Here is a 19,081-nt window from a genome sequence, read left to right on the forward strand (position 1 = left end):
GGTCGCTGTGCGGACCCGGCACGAGATTCCTTTACGAACTGGACGGACAACCCGACCACCAGTTCACGTCCCTCGCCCAAAGGAAACACTCGTGAAGACTCAACTCAGCCGCGCGTGCTTGTTTCTCCTCGGAATCACCCTTTCTGCCGGGTGCGGCCCTGCCCCGGAAGACATGAAGCCCGAGTCGTCTGAAACCACCGATCCAGGCGCGTCCGAAATCGCGAGCCCCGGAACGGTGCATGCGCAGACCCTCGTAGGGGACCTGGGCACTCGGATCGGCTCCCCCGTCGCGACCTATGCCTATATCAGCTCGGCCTCCAATCAGTGGTCGGTCAGTTGTAACGGTGGGTCGTCGCGCGACATCGCCTGGGTGTGGACGGTGCCTGAGACGGGCTCCTACAGCTTCAGCACCGGCGGCTCGAACTTCGATACCGTCCTCCAGATCCGCCACTTCAGCAGCACTTCGTCGGTCATGGGCTGCAACGACGATTACGGAAGTGGCCTCCAGTCGAAGATCACCCTCTCGGGCCTCGTCAAGGGCGTGAAGTTGTTGATCATCATCGAGGGCTACGCTGCCGAGTACGGCAATTACGCCCGTTTGAATATCGTCAAGAACTAAGCCCTGGACATGGTTTCTGTCCATGTTGGAGTAGGTGCTGGCGGAAGCGAGCCTACCCACTCGGCGCCACCCCCAGCGGCATCATGAAGGGGGTGGACAGTAGCTATGCCCGAGGGCTTCGGCGTGAAGAGCCGCAGAAGGTGCCGGAGGATTGGTAGGGCCTCTGGAGGACACCTTGCCGGAGGTGGTGCGTCCCTGGCCCGCCGCATGCTTGAGCGCGGCTGGCCATGTCTGGACCGCATGACCTCTTCGCCCGCTACACCTTCGGCCACCCCGAGCGGGCTGCCGCTGAACTGCGCGCCGTGCTGCCCGCGCATGTCGTCTCGGAGGTGACTGGACGTCCCTGCGGCGAGATCCTGTCAGCGTGGTGGACCCCGAATTGCGAGAGACCGAGAGCGACCTGCTCTTCACGGCTCGACTGCGCACGGGTTAGCTGCTGCTGTTGTACGTGTTGCTGGCCCGGAAGCTGCCGGACTGGGTGGCACTCTTCGCGCAGGTGCAGGCGGCCCCCGAGGGCGCCGAGCAGCTGGTGGTGGTCATCCGTTACCTGCTGTGGGTGGGGAAGGATGCGGCTGTCCACGCAGCGGCGAGGCAGGTGTTACATTCGGTGCTGGATGAGCAGCGCACGGAGGAGTTGATGGGAACCTGGGCCGAGGACATGATCGAGCGGGGAGTCCAGAAGGGTCTGGTCAGGGGTCGACAGGAGGGCCGGGAGCAGGGTTTGCAGCACGGATTGAGCGTAGGCATCCTGCGGATCCTCACCGCGCGTGGCGTGCCCGTCGATGATGCGGTTCGCCAGCGCATCCTCACCTGCACGGACATGGCCACCCTGGACCGCTGGTTCGACCGGGCCCTGAACGCCACCACCCTCTCCGACGTGCTGGACGAGCGCGCTCAGTAGACGCGCCCGTCCGATCGCCGTCAGTAGTGAATCCGCGCGCTGATGGCGCGGTGGCCGGAGTAGTTCAGGTCCTCCCGGTCCGAGCCGGTGAACTGCAAGTCGGCGGCATCTCCATCGTTGTAGGGGATCGTCTTGCCTTGCGATGAGGTCGCCGCCGCGTTGAAGAAGAGGTAGTCGATGCGGCCTCCCGCTCCACCCGTCCAGTTGTCCTCGAGGCAGCCACGGCCTCCCGCGCAAGCCTCGTAGACCGGGTCGTTCCACTTGTAGTCGGTGGTGCTGGGAACCTGGGAGTTCGCCTGCTTGTACCAGTCCTTGTAGCCGCCGTTGGCGTAGTCACCCTCGTTGGAGTCGACGCCCCAGATGAGCAGGTTGGCGCCGCTGATCTCCCGCATCTTCGTGTCCGTGAGCTGGATGTTCTTCTCGGCGCACCCGCTGTCCGAACTCGGGCCCTCCTGCGCCGTGGGCCAGTGGGACGAGCCCAGGACGACCTTCTTGTTGGTAATGAGGTCCGTGAAGGCCATCCGCACGCTGATGGTGCGCGCCTGGTGGTTGGGCACGCACGCGCCGTTCGCGCCCTTGTACACCTGCCACGTCGCCTTGGTCCCCGCGATGGGTTGCAGCCGGCCCGTGCGATAGATGATCGCGTTCGTCTGGTAGTCCTTCGCCGGGCCGCAGGGGCTGTTCATCGCCTCCGGGTTCGACTCGGCGATGACGTAGTCATACAGGCCGGGCAGGTTGTCCTGCATGTACTTCGCGAGCTCGGCGGCCTGCGCGGCGCCGCTCATCTGGTGGACGATGAAGACATCCGGCGAGTACGCCTGGGTCTTCATGTAATAGATGAGGTCCTGCCAGTCTCCCGCGCACTGCTCGCTGGCGGTCGGCAGGTTCTCGTAGTTCACGTTGTAGACCACCAGGAAGCCCGCGTTGGTGTTCACCGCCACCGCCTGCGAGAGCGTGCCCGGTGCGCCCGGCTCCGATGCTTCCCTCACTTCGTCGCTCCCGCATCCGAACAGGGCGAGGGAGGCCATCAGCGACATCGCGACTCTGGAGTTCATGGGACCTTCGAGGCTGTGGACCCGAGGAATTCGGGCTCTACCCTGAAAGAGGGTCCGGTCCGGCCGCCATCCCAGGAATCGCATGGGGGCCCTGGAGTAGGCTTCCCTCCATGTCAGACATGTCTTCGAGACGAGCCGAGGCCGCGAGCGTCTGGAAGAAGAGGTTGCGCGGCTCCGGTTGGATGTTGTGCTCGGGGCCGATGCGCTCCCAGGTGCGGCCCGCTTCGCGCGTGGCATAGAGGAAGCCGCCTCGTCGAGGAAGATGACGGGCGCGTTGACGCCGCATCGAGCGGGGCTGAATCCACCGAGGGCGAGGGCCCCATGCCGCCGGGCGAGCCCTCACCCTCCGAGCGTTGCTACTTCTTGCCCTCGGGAGGCGTCTGGGCACCGCCACTGGCGCCCTCGGGAGGCATCCCGCCCCAGCCGGCCTCGACCATCGTCTTCCACTTCCACTGGCCGTCCCGCTTCACGAGCAGCGAGGTGTTGCGGCCGGTGACCTTCTGCTTGCCCTGGGTCATCGTGAAGTCGTCGACGACACTCACCAGCGAGTCCGAGAGGACGGTGATGGTGGGCTTGTGGGTCACCTTCAGGTCCTTGGGCATGCCCTCGAACATGGGCTTCATCATCGCGGCATACGCCTCGCGGGTGTACTCCCCGGACTCGGGCACGCCCTTCAGATCATCGGTCACCATGTAGATGGGGAAGTCGTACGTCGCGAGCGACGCCTCGAAGTCGCCCTTCTTCTCGAGCTCCTCCTGCTGCTTGAAGAACTCCTGGACCTCCTTCTTCGTCTGCTTCTCGTTGGTGGGCTTGCGAGCCCCCGGGCCCATCGCCTTCATGTCCATCCCGGGCGCCTGCTCGGACGCGGCGGCGGGCTTCTGCTCCGCGGGCTTCTTCGCCTTGTCCTGAGCCCATGCAGCGGAACCAGAGATCGCGACGGCCGTGATGCACACCAGAATCGTACGCTTCATGAATGCCCCCTTCGTGTGGTGGGCGGCGGTGACTACTGGACCGTGCATGAAGCCGTCAACACCGCGGTGTGGAGGCCGTGCGAGGAGATGACAATCAGAGGAGCTTCATGGACTGCGCCGCGAAGCTCTCGCTCCCCGTTTGGGAGAGATGATCCTTGAGCGCCTTGCGGGCTTCCGCCTCGCTGGTGAACGCCGAGTCGGGGCCGAGCGTCTTGTCCGGCCGGACGGCCTGGAGATCTCCCAGCTTGTCCCCCACGAGCGGATGGAAGACCACGGGGCGATCGGGCGCGAGGGTCTGGAGCTCCTGGCGATAGAGCACGCTCTTCGGATCATGCGTCCGCATGAGGGCGTGTGCCGGCCCCCGCGGGTTCTGCCTCACGAACTCCTCGGAGAGGTGGTTCCACATCGGCGTGACGGCCTTGGGGTCCTTGTAGATCTCCAGCCCCGAGAGCGCCCGGCCCGCCGGGGTGCTCTCCAGCGTGGAGTAGCCCTTGAGCTGGGCGTGCTTGCTCACGTCATAGCCGCCGGACCAGAGCGCCAGCGGTCCCTGACCCTGCTCGATGCGCAGGTGCGGCCCCAGCTCGTGAGCGACCTTCTCGTAGTGCGGGTTGGAGGTGTCCGGCCGGGGCTTGTCCAGGCTCGAGGGCGTGAGCCGGTTCGCCTTCACGTCGGCGCGGATCTGCTCCTGGCGGTTCACGCCGTGGAGGATGTCGCTCCAGACCTCGGCGGTCTTCGCCTCGCTCATGCCGAGCGCGGTGAAGGCCTTCTGGAACTGGGGCGCGTCGGGGTGCGAGAGGGGCGCCTTCAGGTCGAGCACCTGGGCGGCGGTGGTGCTGTGCTTTCCCGACGCGAGGGCCGGACCCATGGCCTGCTCCACGGGGACCCGCTGCTCCGCCAGGGTTCCCGCCAGCTCCGGACGACGGGAGGACGCCGGGTTCCGGACCTGGCCGTCGAAGCCATCGGTGCTCCACGGGGCCCGCTGGTTCTGGAGCCCACCCCGCGGGCTCTTGATGGGGCTGGGGCTCGCCGGAGCAGTGCCCGGAGTGGAGCCAGGCCGGAGGCTCGTCGGCTGGGGGATGTTCAATCGGGGCGGCCGGAAGCGGATGGTCATGGGAGCACCAGGGTTCGGAGTCGTGTCGGCGGGGTACGCGGAAGCGGCCTACTGCTGGGAGTCGGCGCCCGCGAGCCCGATGCGGGGCGCGAGGGTCTGCGCCAGCTGGGGAGCGACCTCGGTGGCGACCTTCTTCAGCGTCCCGGCCGCCGAGCCCTCGCCCACGAGCGACTTCACGGTGTCGAGGGCCTGGGTCGCGACGCTGACCGCGTTGGCCACCGAGTTGAGGAGGTTCCCCAGGTCCGACTGCTGGGGAGCGGACTGGGGCAGGGTGCCCAGCTGCTGAGGAACGGGCTGGCTCAGGGCGCCCAGCTGCGGGGGCAGGCCACTGGCGAGGGACGGGTCCATCACCGGGCCCGCTCCCATGGCGTACGGGTCGATCGCCGGGCCAGCGCCCATCGCGTACGGATCCATCGCCGGGCCAGCGCCCATGGCGTACGGGTCCATCGGCTGACCACCGGCGGCGTACGGGTTCTGGCCACCGAGCAGCGTGGACGGGTCCATCAAGCCCAGGGCGCTGGCCGGGATGGTGGCCGCCTGGAGGCCCGCGCCGACGAGCCCGGCCGCACCGTTCGCCACGCCTCCGACGACGTCACCCACGGCCGACAGACCATTGCCGAGACCGTTGCCGATGCCGCCGAGCTTGTTGCCGAGGCTGCCGAACGCATTGTCCAGGCCGCCGAAGCCGTTCGGCTTGAGCTTGTCCAGCGCGCTCGAGGGCTTGAACCCGTCGAGCTTGAAGTCCGGCACCTTGCTGTCCGGGAGCTTGCCGTTGATGTCCGGGCGGGGCGAGAACGTGGGCCTGGTATCGGGCTTGAGGTCCGGCTTCTTGCCCGGGAGGTTGCCGTTGATGTCCGGGCGGGGCGAGAACGTGGGCTTGCTGCTGGGGGCCTTGAAGTCGGGGGTCGAGATCTTCGGGAAGCTCTTGCCGATACGCATGGGGTGTCTCCAGGAAGGTTGGGGGCTTGTTGCCGCGAGAGGGTTACGCCTTGACGAGAAGGCGTTATTGCAGCGCCCGTGCCAGGGCGGCTGGGCCCGGAGACGAACGGGATTCCGCGGGTTTACGCGGAGGGGGCCTCGCGGGAAGGCCTCGGTGATGACTGCCGACACCGGCACCCCCTGGAGAGCGCAGTCACCATTGATGACTGTTGTCACCAGTCACGGGAGGCTCGGAGCGATGACGAGCGAGTTCTATGAGCGCAACGCGGAGGAGTACTTTCGCACCACGGTCGGCATCGACATGTCCGAGCCGCGCGAGCGCTTCACGAAGCTGTTGAGCCCCGGGGCGCGGGTGCTCGACGCGGGTTGCGGCTCCGGACGCGATGCACGCGCCTTCCACGCGCTGGGCTTCCAGGTGACGGCCTTCGACGCGTCCCCACGGCTGGCGGCTCTGGCGCGGGAGTACACCGGGCTGCCCGTGGAGGTGAGGACCTTCCAGGAGGTGGCCTGGCGCGAGGCGTTCGAGGGCATCTGGGCTTCGGCGTGCCTCCTTCATGTGGCTCGGGCGGAGCTGCCGCCGGTCATGCGGCGGCTGAGGGATGCGCTGGTGCCGGGTGGTGTCTGGCACCTGTCCTTCAAGTACGGCGCGGGCGAGCGTGAGGTGGAGGGGCGGCGATTCACCGATCTCGATGAACGGGCCGCGGAGACGCTCGTGGCCGAGGCCGGCGGCCTGGAGGTGGTCTGGATGGGGGTGGAGCCCAGCCGCAAACCCCAGGTGCCGGACGAACGCTGGCTGGTCGTGCTCCTCCGGCGGCGGCCGGCCCGAGCCGCCATACCGTGAGCTCCAGGGCCGAGGCCGTCCCGCTCGCGGTGGCTCCATCCGTCAGCGTGTTTCCGGATGGCCTTTCAGCGAGCCGCGTCATTCGTTCCCTCGGAGGGAACGAACTGAACGTCATCGCGGGTGCGCTGATGGTGGAACCTCACGCCCAATCGGAGCTGGCTCCGTGAGAATGAGCCTACCTCCGCTTTCACTCAATGTCCTTGTTGAACATGCAAAGCTCGATTAGCCTGTTTTAAGTGTAACCCAGGTGAAAGGAAGCATGCGCATGAAGACGAAGAGCCGGGCAGTGAGTTCATGGGTGGTCGCCCTCGGGCTGGTGGGGAGCGGGGGGGCGCTGGCGGCGGCCCCGGAGTCCGCGCGGGTGGCCGGTGAGGAGCAGGTCCGCGCGGTGGGCGGCGAACTCTGGGTGGAGCCGGACCTGCTGGAGATCAAGTTCCACGAGAACCAGTACATCCGCCTGCGCAACGGCCTGCCGACGGACCTCGGGGGCCGGGGGCTGCGCCACGCACAGGCGCACGAGATGCTGAGGCAGGTGGCGGGCGGGAAGTGGTCTCGCTCGCACGAGGTGGCCGAGGAGGCGCTGGAGGAGCTGCGCTCCGAGGGCGAGCTGCGCACCCGCGAGGCGCTGCCGGACCTGAACCTGTACTACCAGCTGCGGCTGCCCCCGGGGATGGATGTGGACCGCATCGCCGAGTCCTTCCGGAAGCTCCCGGAGGTGGAGGCCGTCTACCGCGTGCCCCGCCCGGCGCCGTCCCCCGTGGCGCCTGACTACTACTCGGTGAGCTCCGGCTCCTACCAGAAGTACCAGGACGCGGCGCCCACGGGCGTGGACGGGCGCTATGCCGGCACCCTCGCGGGGGCGCGCGGCACCGGGGTGAAGATCTGCGACGTCGAGTACAGCTACAACGCCTCGCACGTGGACCTGGGCGTGGTGACGCTGGTGGGCAGCGCCCCGGTGGATCCCTTCAACAACAACAACCACGGCACCGCGGTGCTCGGCGTCTACGGCGCGACGGCCAACAGCGAGGGCGTGACGGGCATCGCCTACGCCGCGCAGAAGCTGTTCGCGGCGGCCAACACCGCGTCCGGCTACAACGTGGGCGCGGCCGTCACCACCTGCGCGGCCAACATCTCCGCCGGCGACATCATCGTCATCGAGCAGCAGATGAGCGGCCCCATCAGCGGCAAGTACGTGCCGGTGGAGTGGTACAAGCCGTGGTACGACGCCATCCGCACGGCGGTGGCCGCCAACAAGATCGTCGTCGAGGCGGCGGGCAACGGCAGCCAGAACCTGGACGATCCCATGTTCAGCACGGGCAACAACGGGCACTACCCCTTCCTGGCGCAGAACGACTCGGGCGCCATCATCGTGGGGGCTGGCAAGTCGCCCGCCTACGGCACCGCGGCCCGTTCCGCCCATGACTTCTCCACCTACGGCTCGACGGTGGACATGCAGGGCTGGGGCGATGGCGTGGTGACGACCGGCTACGGCACCCTCTACAGCGCCGAGGGCGTCAACCGTTACTTCGCCAGCGGGTTCAACGGCACCTCGAGCGCCACGCCCGTCGTCGCCGGCTCGGTGGCCAGCCTCCAGGGCCGTTACAAGACCCTGTACGGCACCTACATGACGCCGGCCTCGGTCAAGACCCGCCTGCGCACCTACGGCACCGCGCAGACGGGCACCAAGAACATCGGCCCCCTGCCGGACCTCCGGCGGGCGCTCACCGGCCTGTAGGCTGGAGCAGGGCCATCGCGCCTGGGGGGCTGCCCGTGTGGGGCGGCCCCCCTTTGCATTTCCCTGGAGGAAAGACAGGCATGTACGAAGCAACGAGCCGGCCGTGGCGTGGGTGGGGAGTGTGGCTGATGTTGGCCGTGGGGTGCACGGCGCCAGGCCGGGTGCCGGCGGATGCGGGAGCCGAGCCACGCCCGGCGCCGGTGGTGGAGGCTCCGCGCGCCGAGCCGGACACACTGGAGATCAAATTCCGCGAGGGCCAGCCCATCCGGCTGCGCAATGGCGTGCCCACGGACGTCGAGGGCCAGGGGCTGCTCACCCACGCACAAGCGCGGGAGTTGCTGCGGCAGGTGGCGGGAGGGCAGTGGACACGCTCGCAGGAGGTGTCCGAGGAGACGCTGGACGCGATGCGGGCCGAGGGCCAGCAGAACACCGGCCAGCCCCTGCCGGACCTGAACCTGTACTTCCGGCTGCGGCTGCCACCGGGACTGGACACGGAGCGCATCGCCACGGCCTTCCGGCAACTTCCGGAGGTGGAGAGCGTCCAGACAGTCCCCCGCCCGGCGCCTCCGCCGGGCAGGTGAACCGCCACGCGCTGGATGAAAGACTCCCCGAAGGAGTTCCAGGGATGAGCGGCGTCCGTGCTGAGTTCGAGGCGTGGCGGCAACGCAGGTTGGCCGAGCTGACGGAGGAGCGGAACAGGCTCACCGGCCAGGGCCAGCACCTCGATGCGAGGGAACGCTGCCAGAGCGACCTCTCGCTCTCCAATGACGGCGATGGCTTCTCGTTCTTGAACCAGACGCTCGATCGCAAGCGCCTGGAGGAGTTCGTCAAAGCCTGATGCGACGGGCAACGTGGACGGTCCGCTCGCTCACCCGGAGTGGGCGGAGCGGACGCGCGGCCCGCTCCGCCAGGAGTCCACTCAGCGCGTGAAGCGCTCCACCGCGCGGGGGCTGCTGCTGCTACCTCCCACGAGCAGCACTTCTCCCGTGTGGAGCAGCGTGGCCGAGGGCTCGGCGCGGCCCACGGTTATGCTCGGGGTGGTGTTCCACGTGTTCGTCGAGGGGTCATACAGCGCCGCCTGGCCGCCGTCGTTCGTCACCAGGACCTCTCCCGAGTAGAGCAGCGTCGCGGAGAAGAAGAGGGTGTCGGTGAAGGGCAGGGGCGGCCCCAGGGACCACTGATTGGCGTACGGGTCGTACAGCTCCACAGCCAGTAGAAGATCGGTCGGGTGCGCAGAACCTGCTCCAGGCACTCCAGAACGAGCTGGCGATCTGCGTGCGGTATTCCGGGTTGGGCCATGTCTCGCGGTTCCCATCGAAGAGAGGAAACCGCGCACTCACCGGGTCGGAGTGGAGGCGGACATGGAACTGCCTCCTCTAACCCCTTCGCGGGCTTGCGCCTCATGAGGGGCTGGGGCAGGGCGTTCCTTGTAGTAATGGGGGGGAGCCGGATACCTTGCCGCGTGTCCTGCCCGGAGGAGAGCGACGTATGCCCCCTGAGAACAGAGCCATCACGCGCATCCAGGTCGAAGGTTACAGGTCTCTCCAGAATGTCGAGCTGAAGCCTGGTCGTGTGACGGTGCTCATCGGTGCCAACGGGGCGGGCAAGTCGAACCTGCTCTCCTTCCTGCGGATGGTTGCACTGATGCGGACGCAGTCACTCCGCCGGTATGTCGGTGAGGCTGGTGGTGCTTCCGCGCTCCTGCACTACGGTCCCAAGGTGACGAAAGAGCTGAACATCCGGCTGGAGTTCGAGCAGAAGACGGGCGCGAATGCCTATGGCGCACGCCTGGGGTATGGGGCTGGCGACACGCTGCTATACCTGGACGAGACCGTGGAGTATCGAGCTGCCGGCAGCGCCGTGTTCAAGGTCACGTCGCTGGGAGCGGGGCACAAGGAGTCCATGCTGGAAGAAGCGGCGGGCGAGCAGGGCAACCCGACTGCGAAGGTCGTGAGGTGGTGGCTGTCAAAGACGAACTTCTTTCATTTCCATGACACTTCCTTCGCCGCTCCGCTGCGCCAGAATTCCCGCCAGGAAGACGTGCGCTTCCTACGCTCCGACGGAAGCAACTTGGCCGCCTACCTGCGGTCCCTCGCGATAAGTGAAGAACCCGCCAGGCAGGCGGCATGGCGTCGCATCAGCCAGCTCGTCAGGCGTGTGGCCCCCTTCATCAAGAGCCTCCAGCCGACCCTGGTCGATCCGGCGCATCCGGAGACCTCGAGCGTGCGGCTGGACTGGGTGGATGAGCGGGACCAGCTCTTTGGCCCGCACCATCTCTCTGACGGAACGCTGCGCTGCATCGCGCTGTTCACCGCGCTCGGTCAGCCCGTGGAGTCACTCCCCGCGTTCCTCAGTATCGATGAGCCAGAGCTCGGACTTCATCCCGCCGCGCTCGACATCCTCGCCAGTCTTGTCCGCTCCACCAGCACCCACGCGCAGATTCTGCTAGCGACCCAGTCGCCCGCGCTGCTCGACCTGTTCGAGCCTCAGGATGTGGTCGTCACGGAGCGAGCCCAGGGGGCCACCACCTTCCGGCGACTCGACCCCGACCAGCTCGCGGGCTGGCTCGAGGACTACAGCATGTCCGAACTCTACGACAAGAACGTCCTCGGGGGGCGCCCATGAAGCGCCTCATCGTCGTGGTGGAAGGGTCGACCGAGGAAGGGTTCGTGAAGAGGGTCCTCGGCCCGCACCTGCAGGCGCGCTCCATCTTCACATACACACTCATCGTGACGACCCTCCGTGACGAGCTCACTGGCGCCAAGCTCAACAAGGGCGGGGGGGCTTGGCGGAACTGGTTCAAGGACCTGAGGCGTGTCATGGGCGAGAACCCTGGCCCCGACGTGGCATTCACCACGCTGATAGACCTCTATGGGCTACCCAATGACTTTCCCCAGCTCGAAGCGCTCTCCAAGATCGTTGATACTCATCAGCGAGCGTCCGAACTGGAGGCGGTGATGTCCAAGCAGTTCGGTGACTATCGCTTTATTCCCTATGTTCAACGGCACGAGTTCGAGGCGTTGGTGCTGGCCGGCCTTGGCGCGTTGGCCGGGCTTCTGGATGCAGAGGAGGATTTGCAGGGGCTTGAGCAGCTTCGCTCCGACATCGCGGGTCATCCACCTGAAGACGTGAATGATGGCCCTGATACCGCACCCTCCAAGCGGCTCCTGACCAGGATTCCGAGCTACAGGAAGACGCTGCATGGACCGCTTGTAGTCGAATCGACTGGGCTTGCGAGCCTCCGGGCAGCGTGTCCCCGCTTCGATGCCTGGGTGGCGAAGCTTGAGGGACTTTGAGGGACTGTCCACCGGTGAGCCTGCCCCGGTTTTGTGGACACACCTCATAATAAGTCGGCTACACGGGAGGTAGTGTTCATGGAGCGAAGGAAGAGGCGGAGTTTCACCCCGGAGTTCAGGGCCGATGCGGTCCGGCTGGTGCGTGAGGGCGGCAAGAGGGGCTGAGCGGGGCCGTTGTGCGGGTTCTCACCGCGCGCGGCGTGCACGTCGATGAGGCGGCCCGACAGCGCATCCTTACCTGCACGGACATGGTCACCCTGGAATGCGGGTTCGATCGCGCCCTGAATGCCACCACCCTCTCCGACGTGCTGGACGACCGAGCCCAGTAGGGTGGACCATCGGCGAGCCCTTCGAACATCACTGCGCTCGGTGGGGGCTGCCGGTTCATCACTCTCCGGAATCCTGAGTTGGGTCATGGTGGAAGCAGAGAATACCGGGCCAGGGCCGCCGCCAGGTCCTTGGGCGTGTAGGGCTTCAGCAGGACCACGGCGTCCGACAGGCCCGATTCCGCGGATCCCGCGTCATCGCCACTGGCGAAGATCACCTTCAGGTGTGGCCAGCGGGCGACCGCCTCGCGCGCGAGCTCCGCGCCCGAGCGCCCCGGCAACCCCACGTCGGTCAGGAGCACGTCCGCCTGGCATGTGGAAAGCGCGGCGAGCGCGCTCTCGGCGTCCTGGGCCTCCACCACCGCGTGACCCTGCTCCACCAGGTGCTCGGCCGTGTTCGCACGGATGAGCTCGTCGTCCTCGACCAGCACGATCGTGAGGCGGCGTGGCACGTCCTCCGCCACCGGGAGCGGGGCCGGGAGCGGGGCGGAAGCCTCGGTCCGCTGCTGCTTGACCAGCCGATGCTGTGCCTCGTTGCCCAGCACGTGCCGCACCTTCCGGGCCAGGGCCTCGCGCGTGTAGGGCTTGGAGAGCAGCTCCACGCCCGGGTCCAGCCGCCCGTGGTGGACGATGGCGTTCTCCGTGTAGCCCGAAGTGAACAGCACCCCGAGGTGAGGGAGGCGCTCCTTGGCCTTGCGGGCAAGTTCCGGGCTGCGCAGCGGGCCGGGCATCACCACGTCCGTGAACAGGAGGTCGATGGGGATCCCGCTCTCGATGACGCTCAGGGCACTGGTCGCATCGCGGGCCTTGAGCACCCGGTAGCCGAGTTCGGAGAGCAGGCCGACCGCGGTCTCCCGTACGTCGTCGTCATCTTCGACCACCAGGATGGTCTCGGTCCCGCCACGCACCGGCGCCTTGCTGATGTCGGTGATGACGTCCTCGCTCTGGGCGGCGCGCGGCAGGTACAGCTTGATGGTCGTGCCCTCGCCGACCTCGCTGTAGATCTTGATATGGCCGCCGGACTGCTTGACCAGTCCATGCACCATCGACAGCCCCAGACCCGTCCCCTTTCCTTCCGGCTTGGTGCTGAAGAAGGGCTCGAACACGCGCTCCAGGATGTCCGCCGGGATACCCGCGCCGGTGTCGGTGACGGCGATCATCACGTATTGACCGGGCTTCACCTCCTCGTGCTGGCGTGCGTACTCGTCGTCCAACTGGGCGTTGCCCGCCTCGATCGTCAGCCGGCCCCCGTTCTGCATGGCGTCCCGGGCGTTGATCGCCAGGTTGAGGAGGGCGTTTTCAATCTGGTTCGGGTCGACCAGGGTGTTCCACAGCCCGCCGGAGATCACGGTCTCGATCTCGATGTCCTCGCCCAGCGCCCGCCGCAGCAGATCATCCATGTTCTTCAGCAGGCGGCCCAGGTTCACCACCTTGGGCTCCAGCGGCTGACGGCGGCCGAAGGCCAGGAGCTGCGAGGCCAGCTTCGAGCCTCGCGCCACCCCGGCCAGGGCGTTCTGCACGCGGGTCTCGGCCCGCGCGTTGCCGGCGATGTCCCTCGACAGCAGTTGCAGGTTTCCGCTGATCACCTGCAGGAGGTTGTTGAAATCGTGGGCGACGCCCCCCGTGAGCTTGCCGAGGGCCTCGATCTTCTGGGCCTGGCGGAGCGCCGCCTCCATCGACTGCCGTTCGGCCGTCTCCCGCCGCAGGCGCTCGAGCGCGTCCGCCAGCTCGTCCGTGCGCGCCGCGACCCGCTGCTCGAGCGTCTCGTTCAGGTGCTGCAGTTGCTCTTCGGCGCGCTTCTGGTGCGTGACGTCGTAGCCGTCGACGAAGATGCCGGACACCTCGCCGTCCGGCTCCATGATCGGCTGATAGACGAGGTGGACGAAACGCTCCTCCAGCGCACCACCGCGCGTGCGCTGGAGCACCACCGGCATGTTGCGGCCCACGAAGGCCTCGCCCTGGGTATAGACCCCGTCCAGCAGCTCGAAGAAGCCCTGGCCGGCGATCTCCGGCAGGGCCTCGCGCGCCGGAAGGCCGAGCAGGTCTCGATGGCCGACCAGCTGCCGGTAGGCGTCGTTGACGAGCTCGAATACGTGGTCCGGGCCGGACAGGATGCACATGAAGCTGGGCGCCTGTTGGAACAGCGTGCGGAAGCGGTCGCGCTCCTGGGTGCGCAGCTCGACCTCGGAGGTCAGTTGCTCATTGGCCTGGCGCAAGACCTCGGCCGCCTTCTGGCGCATTTCCACGGCCTCCGCCAGCGCCGCGGCCCGCTGGCGCGCGGCTTCGTGCGCCTCGGCGCTGGCCATGCTGGACGCCACCTGCCCCACCAGGAGCTTCAGGAACGGCACATAGCTCTCGTCCACCGGGCGGTAGGGGTTCAGCCCGACGATCATCGCGCCTCGCGGACGCTCCCCGCCCTGGCCGATCAGCGGAACCATCGCGGCGGTGGTCGGCGGCTTGTCCCAGGCGCCCGTCGGCAGGGCCTCGCGGCCGCGGAGGTCCACCGTCACGTGGGCCTCGCCGGCCCAGATGGAGCCCAGGTCCCAGATGTCTCCGCTCAGGGCCAGGGTCGCGGGCGCACAGCCGTGGCCGGGCTGTATCCCCGTCGCGCAGGCCAGATGCCCCTGGCCCTCCTCGTCGAACAGATAGGTCAGGCTGAAGGGCAGATCGTGCAGATTGCCGCCGAGCCCCTCCCGGACGGCATCGATCACCTCGGCCCGGCTCGAGGCCGGAGCGAGCCGGGACGCCAGTTCGCGGAGCGACGCCAGGCGGCGCTCGCTGATCACCCGGTCCGTCTCCTCCGAGACGGCGCAGAACACCCCTTCCACCTTGCCGCTGTCGCCGAGCAGCGGACTATAGGAGAACGTGTGATAGGTCTCCTCGGGATAGCCGTGGCGGTGCAGGAGCAGCAGCAGGGCCCGGTCCCAGGTCGCCTCTCCCCGCTCGTAGACGGTCTGCAGGCGGCCCCTGACGTCGTCCCAGATTTCAGCCCAGAGGATCCGGGTCGGCATCCCGAGCGACTTCGGGTGTTTGACCCCCAGCGTCGGCCGGTAGGCGTCGTTGTAGAAGAAGTGGATGTCGGGGCCCCAGCCCAGCCACATCTCGAACCGCGAGGTGAGCAGCAGCCGAAGGGCCACCTTCAGCGCGTTCGGCCAGCTCTCCGGCGCGCCCAGGGAAGTGGAGGCCCAGTCGTGAGCCCGCATCAGCCTGGCCATCTCGCCGTCGCCGACGAAGATGTCGCCGTAGGGTTCCTGCTGCTGATCCTTCGACGTCAAGGGATACGCTCTCCACATGTCAAGGGATGTGCTCTCCACTTAGCCACGGAGATGGGTTCCCACCACCCTGAAATGCAGATTGAACAAAGACATGCCGCCGTCTGGCGGGCTGCTAACAGAGGGGCGGACCCCTGCCGCCTCCCCCAACGTCTGGGGTTCGGTCCCAAGGTCTCGTCTCATCCATCGGGTAGAGGGCCGCCTGGGGGCGAAGGGCCGGACAGGCCGGGGTCCTCGCCGTCCCCCGCTCATCTCACGGTGCGACGACGTCCACCTGCTGGAACCACCTGGGCGCGGGAAAGACCGTGGACCGCAATGACAACTTCGCGGAAGGCAGGACCCTCCTGTTCCGCGCCTGCGTGGGCGAGTACGGAGCGCGGAAGATCATCGCGTGCGCGGATTTCAAGTCCGCCAACACCGCGAACTGAGGGGGGAGCGAGGCGCGGTGTGGGCCGCACCCTACCGCCAGTACGTGTCCGCATCTGTCTTCTCGGGGGGGGGGGGCTTGAGCCGCGTCAGACGTTGGTGACACCTTCCCGGCCGAATGTTCTCGGCCCGACACTGCTGGCTCCTCGTCTCATCCCTCGCCCTCCTTTTCTCCTGCGATGAGGCGCCTCCATCGCCCGCCACCCACTGGGTGGAGGCGGCCCGCGCCCAGGAGAGCCGCCTGGCGCCGCGCTCCGGTGAGGCGTCTCCCTCCGCCGCCATCGCGCAACTGCGTGCCGCTCCGGGGGAGGCGAGCCAGCTCGCTCTCGCCCAGGCGTACTTCCCGGAGATCCTCACCGGCACGCCGGTGGACCTGTCACACGTTCCTCCGGAAGCGCTGCTGCACGTGCGGATGCCGTCCCGCCTGAGCGGGGAGATGGTGCTCACCACCCGGGGCCTCACCTTCACGGTGCGGCAGACGGGGAGTGGAGACGCGGCGCTGCGCTCCTCGCGGGGCGCGGCCTTCTACGGAGATGGACACTTCTGGATGGCCCCGGGCGGCCTGGCCGCGGAGAGCGGCGAGTGGAAGACGCCGCGCGTGGAGGAGCTGCTCGTCCTGCCCGAGGGTGGGGGCGCGCACCGCACGCTCTACGAGCTGACGCTTCCGCCCGGGGTGACGGCCGCGCGTGACGTGGGCGACTACCTGGAGCTGGTGGATGGGCACGGGGTGCCGGTGCTGCGCCTGCACTACTCGGTGGCGCGGGATGCGGCGGGCTCGAGCCGGCAAGGCCGGGTGCGCCTGCGGGGCGCGGTGGCCGAGGCCTCGCCCGTTGCCGGTGCTCCGGTGCGCTACGCGGTGGGCGGGACGCTGTCCGTGGAGATGACGGTGGACCTGGAGGGCCTGGCCGGTCCGGTGGTGGTGGACCCCGGCTTCTCCTCCACGGGCAGCCTGTCGTCCTTCCGCTACAACGCGGGCATCTCGCTGCTGCCCTCGGGCAAGGTCCTGGCGGCCGGCGGTGGTTACGGTGGCCCCGGTGGCCCCTACGCTTCCTGCGAGGTTTACGATCCGGTGTCCGGCACCTGGAGCGGGACGGGCTCGATGGCCGCCGTCCGCTACAACCCCGTCACGCTCCTGCTGCCCACCGGCAAGGTGCTGGTGACGGGCGGCGACAGCACCGTCAGCAACTCGACCGCGGAGCTGTACGATCCCGTGACGGGGACGTGGAGCACCACGGGGGCCCTGCCCGGACCCCGCCGCATGCACTCGCTGACGCTGCTGCGCAACGGCAAGGTGCTGATGGCGGGTGGTTACAACAGCACCGCCAGCACCGGGCACAACGAGGCGTCGCTGTACGATCCGGCCACGGGAACCTGGACGCCCACCGCTTCCATGCCCTCGAACCAGTATGGCCACACGGCGACGCTGCTGCCCTCGGGCGAGGTGCTGGTGGTGGGTGGCTACGTGAACGACAGCGCTTCCTCCGGTCCGGTGATGCTCTACAACCCGGACACGGGGACCTGGCGGCAGCCGGGCAGGCTGCCCTACCTCCCGTCTCACACGGCGACGCTGTTGCCCTCGGGCAAGGTGCTGCTGGTGAGCGACCTGAGCTCGAGGGTGTACGACCCGGCCACGGGCCTGTCGTCGAGCACCTATCCGAGGATGGCGCGCTCCCTCCACACGGCGACGCTGTTGCCCTCGGGCAAGGTGCTGGTGGTGGGGGGCGTGGGTGGCAGTGCCACCGGCACGGCCTCGGAGCTGTATGACCCGGCCACCAACGGATGGACCCTGGCGTCTACGCTCCCGATAGGCTTCGCCAACCACGTGGCGGTGATGCTGCCCACGGGCAAGGTGCTGCTCACCGCGGGTGGCGGCAAGGAAAGCCTGCTGTATGACCCGGGCGAGTCCACCTGGGGCGCCTCGCCCTCTCCGGCGACGAAGCGGTTGGATGCGAAGGGGGTGCTGCTGCCCAATGGCAAGGTGCTGCTGCCGGGCGGTTACAGCGCGGGCGGCAGCCTGGTCTCTGCCGAACTGTATGATCCGGGCACCAACGCCTGGTCCGCGGCCGGCCCCATGTCGGTGTCCCGCTACGACAACTCGGTGACGGTGCTGCGCTCGGGAAAGGTCCTGGTGGTGGGCGGCTGGGACTCCACCACGGGCACGGGGACGAAGGTGGTGGAGGTGTTCGATCCCGTCACGGGGACGTGGAAGACCGTGGCGCCGACACTCCAGCCCCATGGGACCCATACGGCCACGCTGCTGCCCGACGGCAAGGTGCTCGTCGCGGGCGGCGTGACCAGCGGCATGGGCAACAGGTCCGAGCTGTACGACCCGGACACGGACACCTGGCGTTACACGACGGGGACCATGAGGGTGGGCCGGAGTGATCACGCGGCCATCCTGCTGCCCACGGGCAAGGTGCTCGTCGCGGGAGGACTGGGCCCGCTGACGTCGGCGGAACTGTACGACCCGGCCACGGAGACGTGGAGCGCCACCGGCTCGATGGTGACGGCCCGTTCGTCCCACCAGCTGGCGCTGCTGCTCAATGGCAAGGTGCTGACGGCGGGTGGCCCCGGGAGCGTCGTCACCGCCGAGTTGTATGACCCGGTGACGGGCACGTGGAGCGCCACCGGCTCGACGGCGAGCCCGCACTACCAGGGCTCGTTGGTGTTGCTGCCCTCGGGCCGGGTGTTGTTCGCGGGAGGCGGGGGGGGACTGACCGTCGCGGAGCTGTATGACCCGGCGCTGGGGACGTGGAGCAGCGTGGGCCCCATGCCCTTCAGCCGGCAGGGGGGCGCGACGGTGCTGCTGCCCAATGGCAAGGTGCTCTTCGCGGGTGGCAACTGGGCCACGCCCAGCGGCAGCAACCTGTTCGACGAATCGGGAACGAACGACGCCTGGCGCCCCGGCCTGCGCGTGGCCACCTCGGTGACCCCGCTGGCGACCGTGACCGCGACGGGGACGAGGCTGCGCGGCATCTCGGAGGGCATCAGTGTCACGGGCGGCACCCGGAGCACCCCCGCGAACTTCCCCGTGGTGAGCCTCATGCCCCTGGAGGGAAACACGCTCCTGCGGTTGCCCCTGAGCGGCTTCTCGGACACGTCGTTGACCACCACCTTGCCCGGGCTCCTCCCTGGCCATTACCAGCTCTTCGCCACGGTGAATGGCATCTCGGGGGGCGGGGCTGCTCCGGGTCTCCGACCACGCGGCGCCCGTGGCGCAACCGGGCTCGGTGGCGGCCCGGGAGGACACTCCGGTGGACATGACGCTGCTGGCGTCGGACGCGGAGGGCAGCACGCTGACGTACACGGTGGTGTCGGGCCCGTCGCACGGTACGCTGTCGGGCACGGGCGCCTCGCGCACGTACACGCCCGCGGCCAACTACCATGGCCCGGACTCCTTCATCTTCAAGGTGAACGACGGGAAGGAGGACTCCAACGAGGCCACTGTCACGATCACCGTGAGCGCCGTGGATGATGCCCCGGTGGCCCTGACGGGCTCGGTGACAACGGCCGAGGAGACGGCGGTGGCCGTGGTGTTGGAAGCCACGGAGGTGGACGGAGACACGCTGACGTACACGGTGGTGTCGGG

17 protein-coding genes and 1 pseudogene are annotated in these 19,081 nt (G+C 68.1%); 11 read left to right on the top strand and 7 right to left on the bottom strand.

Going from position 1 to position 19,081, the window contains the following annotated elements; translation table 11 throughout:
* The first annotated feature begins 91 nt into the window (after window positions 1-91).
* Together Q664_RS19860 and Q664_RS54950 are read left to right on the top strand one after the other, a co-directional pair.
* Window positions 92-619 (top strand): hypothetical protein, encoded by a 528-nt coding sequence (locus Q664_RS19860; protein ID WP_043397769.1) that lies wholly within the window; start codon window positions 92-94, stop codon window positions 617-619.
* A 448-nt stretch (window positions 620-1,067) separates the two neighbouring features.
* Window positions 1,068-1,520, top strand: coding sequence for an RpnC/YadD family protein (locus tag Q664_RS54950; protein ID WP_235216782.1), 453 nt, complete (start codon window positions 1,068-1,070; stop codon window positions 1,518-1,520).
* Between the two features lie 20 nt (window positions 1,521-1,540).
* Here the strand turns inward: Q664_RS54950 and Q664_RS19870 are convergent, their stop codons facing one another.
* From Q664_RS19870 to Q664_RS19885, 5 genes are all read right to left on the bottom strand, one after another.
* The gene (locus Q664_RS19870; RefSeq protein WP_152622216.1) at window positions 1,541-2,575 is read right to left on the bottom strand and encodes a hypothetical protein; all 1,035 of its coding nucleotides are present in this window, start codon (window positions 2,573-2,575) and stop codon (window positions 1,541-1,543) included.
* Window positions 2,576-2,612: 37 nt separating this feature from the next.
* Window positions 2,613-2,861 carry a hypothetical protein gene (locus Q664_RS57855; protein ID WP_152622217.1) on the bottom strand — a complete coding sequence of 83 codons (249 nt, stop codon included), beginning with the start codon at window positions 2,859-2,861 and terminating at the stop codon, window positions 2,613-2,615.
* Window positions 2,862-2,931: 70 nt separating this feature from the next.
* Window positions 2,932-3,546 carry a nuclear transport factor 2 family protein gene (locus Q664_RS19875; protein WP_043397775.1) on the bottom strand — a complete coding sequence of 205 codons (615 nt, stop codon included), beginning with the start codon at window positions 3,544-3,546 and terminating at the stop codon, window positions 2,932-2,934.
* Between the two features lie 94 nt (window positions 3,547-3,640).
* Window positions 3,641-4,657 (bottom strand): ferredoxin reductase domain-containing protein, encoded by a 1,017-nt coding sequence (locus tag Q664_RS19880; RefSeq protein WP_043397779.1) that lies wholly within the window; start codon window positions 4,655-4,657, stop codon window positions 3,641-3,643.
* Between the two features lie 48 nt (window positions 4,658-4,705).
* Window positions 4,706-5,596, bottom strand: a complete 891-nt coding sequence (locus Q664_RS19885; protein ID WP_052518401.1) for a hypothetical protein — start codon at window positions 5,594-5,596, stop codon at window positions 4,706-4,708.
* 238 nt (window positions 5,597-5,834) lie between these two features.
* Between Q664_RS19885 and Q664_RS19890 the strand changes: the two genes are divergently transcribed.
* The 4 genes from Q664_RS19890 to Q664_RS19905 all read left to right on the top strand — a co-directional run bounded on the left by Q664_RS19890 (window position 5,835) and on the right by Q664_RS19905 (window position 9,010).
* Complete coding sequence (locus tag Q664_RS19890; protein ID WP_043397782.1) at window positions 5,835-6,437, top strand: class I SAM-dependent methyltransferase; 603 nt, start codon at window positions 5,835-5,837, stop codon at window positions 6,435-6,437.
* Between the two features lie 265 nt (window positions 6,438-6,702).
* Window positions 6,703-8,172, top strand: coding sequence for a S8 family serine peptidase (locus Q664_RS19895; protein ID WP_043397784.1), 1,470 nt, complete (start codon window positions 6,703-6,705; stop codon window positions 8,170-8,172).
* Window positions 8,173-8,252: 80 nt separating this feature from the next.
* Window positions 8,253-8,753 (top strand): hypothetical protein, encoded by a 501-nt coding sequence (locus Q664_RS19900; RefSeq protein WP_152622218.1) that lies wholly within the window; start codon window positions 8,253-8,255, stop codon window positions 8,751-8,753.
* Window positions 8,754-8,797: 44 nt separating this feature from the next.
* Complete coding sequence (locus Q664_RS19905; RefSeq protein WP_043397791.1) at window positions 8,798-9,010, top strand: hypothetical protein; 213 nt, start codon at window positions 8,798-8,800, stop codon at window positions 9,008-9,010.
* An 81-nt stretch (window positions 9,011-9,091) separates the two neighbouring features.
* On the opposite strand, the gene Q664_RS19910 is transcribed toward Q664_RS19905, so the two are convergent.
* Window positions 9,092-9,379, bottom strand: a complete 288-nt coding sequence (locus Q664_RS19910; protein ID WP_043397794.1) for a Kelch repeat-containing protein — start codon at window positions 9,377-9,379, stop codon at window positions 9,092-9,094.
* Window positions 9,380-9,660: 281 nt separating this feature from the next.
* Here Q664_RS19910 and Q664_RS19915 point away from each other — a divergent pair, with 281 nt between their 5' ends.
* Window positions 9,661-10,797, top strand: coding sequence for an AAA family ATPase (locus Q664_RS19915; protein WP_043397797.1), 1,137 nt, complete (start codon window positions 9,661-9,663; stop codon window positions 10,795-10,797).
* On the top strand, window positions 10,794-11,468 hold the full coding sequence (locus Q664_RS19920; protein WP_043397799.1) for a DUF4276 family protein: 675 nt from the start codon (window positions 10,794-10,796) through the stop codon (window positions 11,466-11,468). The genes Q664_RS19915 and Q664_RS19920 overlap by 4 nt, the downstream gene beginning before the upstream one ends.
* Window positions 11,469-11,880: 412 nt before the next feature.
* On the opposite strand, the gene Q664_RS19930 is transcribed toward Q664_RS19920, so the two are convergent.
* A complete protein-coding gene (locus Q664_RS19930; RefSeq protein WP_200883732.1) occupies window positions 11,881-15,069 on the bottom strand; it encodes a response regulator in 3,189 nt (1,062 codons plus the stop codon).
* Between the two features lie 302 nt (window positions 15,070-15,371).
* Between Q664_RS19930 and Q664_RS62205 the strand changes: the two genes are divergently transcribed.
* The 3 genes and pseudogenes from Q664_RS62205 to Q664_RS62960 form a co-directional block, all read left to right on the top strand.
* Window positions 15,372-15,494, top strand: a complete 123-nt coding sequence (locus tag Q664_RS62205; protein WP_268811405.1) for a hypothetical protein — start codon at window positions 15,372-15,374, stop codon at window positions 15,492-15,494.
* Window positions 15,495-16,750: 1,256 nt separating this feature from the next.
* Window positions 16,751-17,701 (top strand): annotated as a pseudogene (locus Q664_RS62955) (Kelch repeat-containing protein); the annotation flags it as partial.
* A 1,051-nt stretch (window positions 17,702-18,752) separates the two neighbouring features.
* A partial coding sequence (locus Q664_RS62960; protein WP_369406336.1) for an Ig-like domain-containing protein occupies window positions 18,753-19,081 on the top strand: 329 nt, incomplete at its 3' end.

This window comes from Archangium violaceum Cb vi76, assembly GCF_000733295.1.
Taxonomy (GTDB): domain Bacteria; phylum Myxococcota; class Myxococcia; order Myxococcales; family Myxococcaceae; genus Archangium; species Archangium violaceum.

Excerpts from the sequence above, each read along its gene's own strand:
- Q664_RS19915 (WP_043397797.1), top strand. The coding sequence starts at position 9,661 with ATGCCCCCTGAGAACAGAGCCATCACGCGCATCCAGGTCGAAGGTTAC.
- Q664_RS19870 (WP_152622216.1), bottom strand. The coding sequence starts at position 2,575 with ATGAACTCCAGAGTCGCGATGTCGCTGATGGCCTCCCTCGCCCTGTTC.
- Q664_RS19920 (WP_043397799.1), top strand. The coding sequence starts at position 10,794 with ATGAAGCGCCTCATCGTCGTGGTGGAAGGGTCGACCGAGGAAGGGTTC.
- Q664_RS57855 (WP_152622217.1), bottom strand. The coding sequence starts at position 2,861 with ATGCGGCGTCAACGCGCCCGTCATCTTCCTCGACGAGGCGGCTTCCTC.
- Q664_RS19895 (WP_043397784.1), top strand. The coding sequence starts at position 6,703 with ATGAAGACGAAGAGCCGGGCAGTGAGTTCATGGGTGGTCGCCCTCGGG.
- Q664_RS19890 (WP_043397782.1), top strand. The coding sequence starts at position 5,835 with ATGACGAGCGAGTTCTATGAGCGCAACGCGGAGGAGTACTTTCGCACC.
- Q664_RS19885 (WP_052518401.1), bottom strand. The coding sequence starts at position 5,596 with ATGCGTATCGGCAAGAGCTTCCCGAAGATCTCGACCCCCGACTTCAAG.
- Q664_RS19905 (WP_043397791.1), top strand. The coding sequence starts at position 8,798 with ATGAGCGGCGTCCGTGCTGAGTTCGAGGCGTGGCGGCAACGCAGGTTG.
- Q664_RS19875 (WP_043397775.1), bottom strand. The coding sequence starts at position 3,546 with ATGAAGCGTACGATTCTGGTGTGCATCACGGCCGTCGCGATCTCTGGT.
- Q664_RS19880 (WP_043397779.1), bottom strand. The coding sequence starts at position 4,657 with ATGACCATCCGCTTCCGGCCGCCCCGATTGAACATCCCCCAGCCGACG.
- Q664_RS19900 (WP_152622218.1), top strand. The coding sequence starts at position 8,253 with ATGTACGAAGCAACGAGCCGGCCGTGGCGTGGGTGGGGAGTGTGGCTG.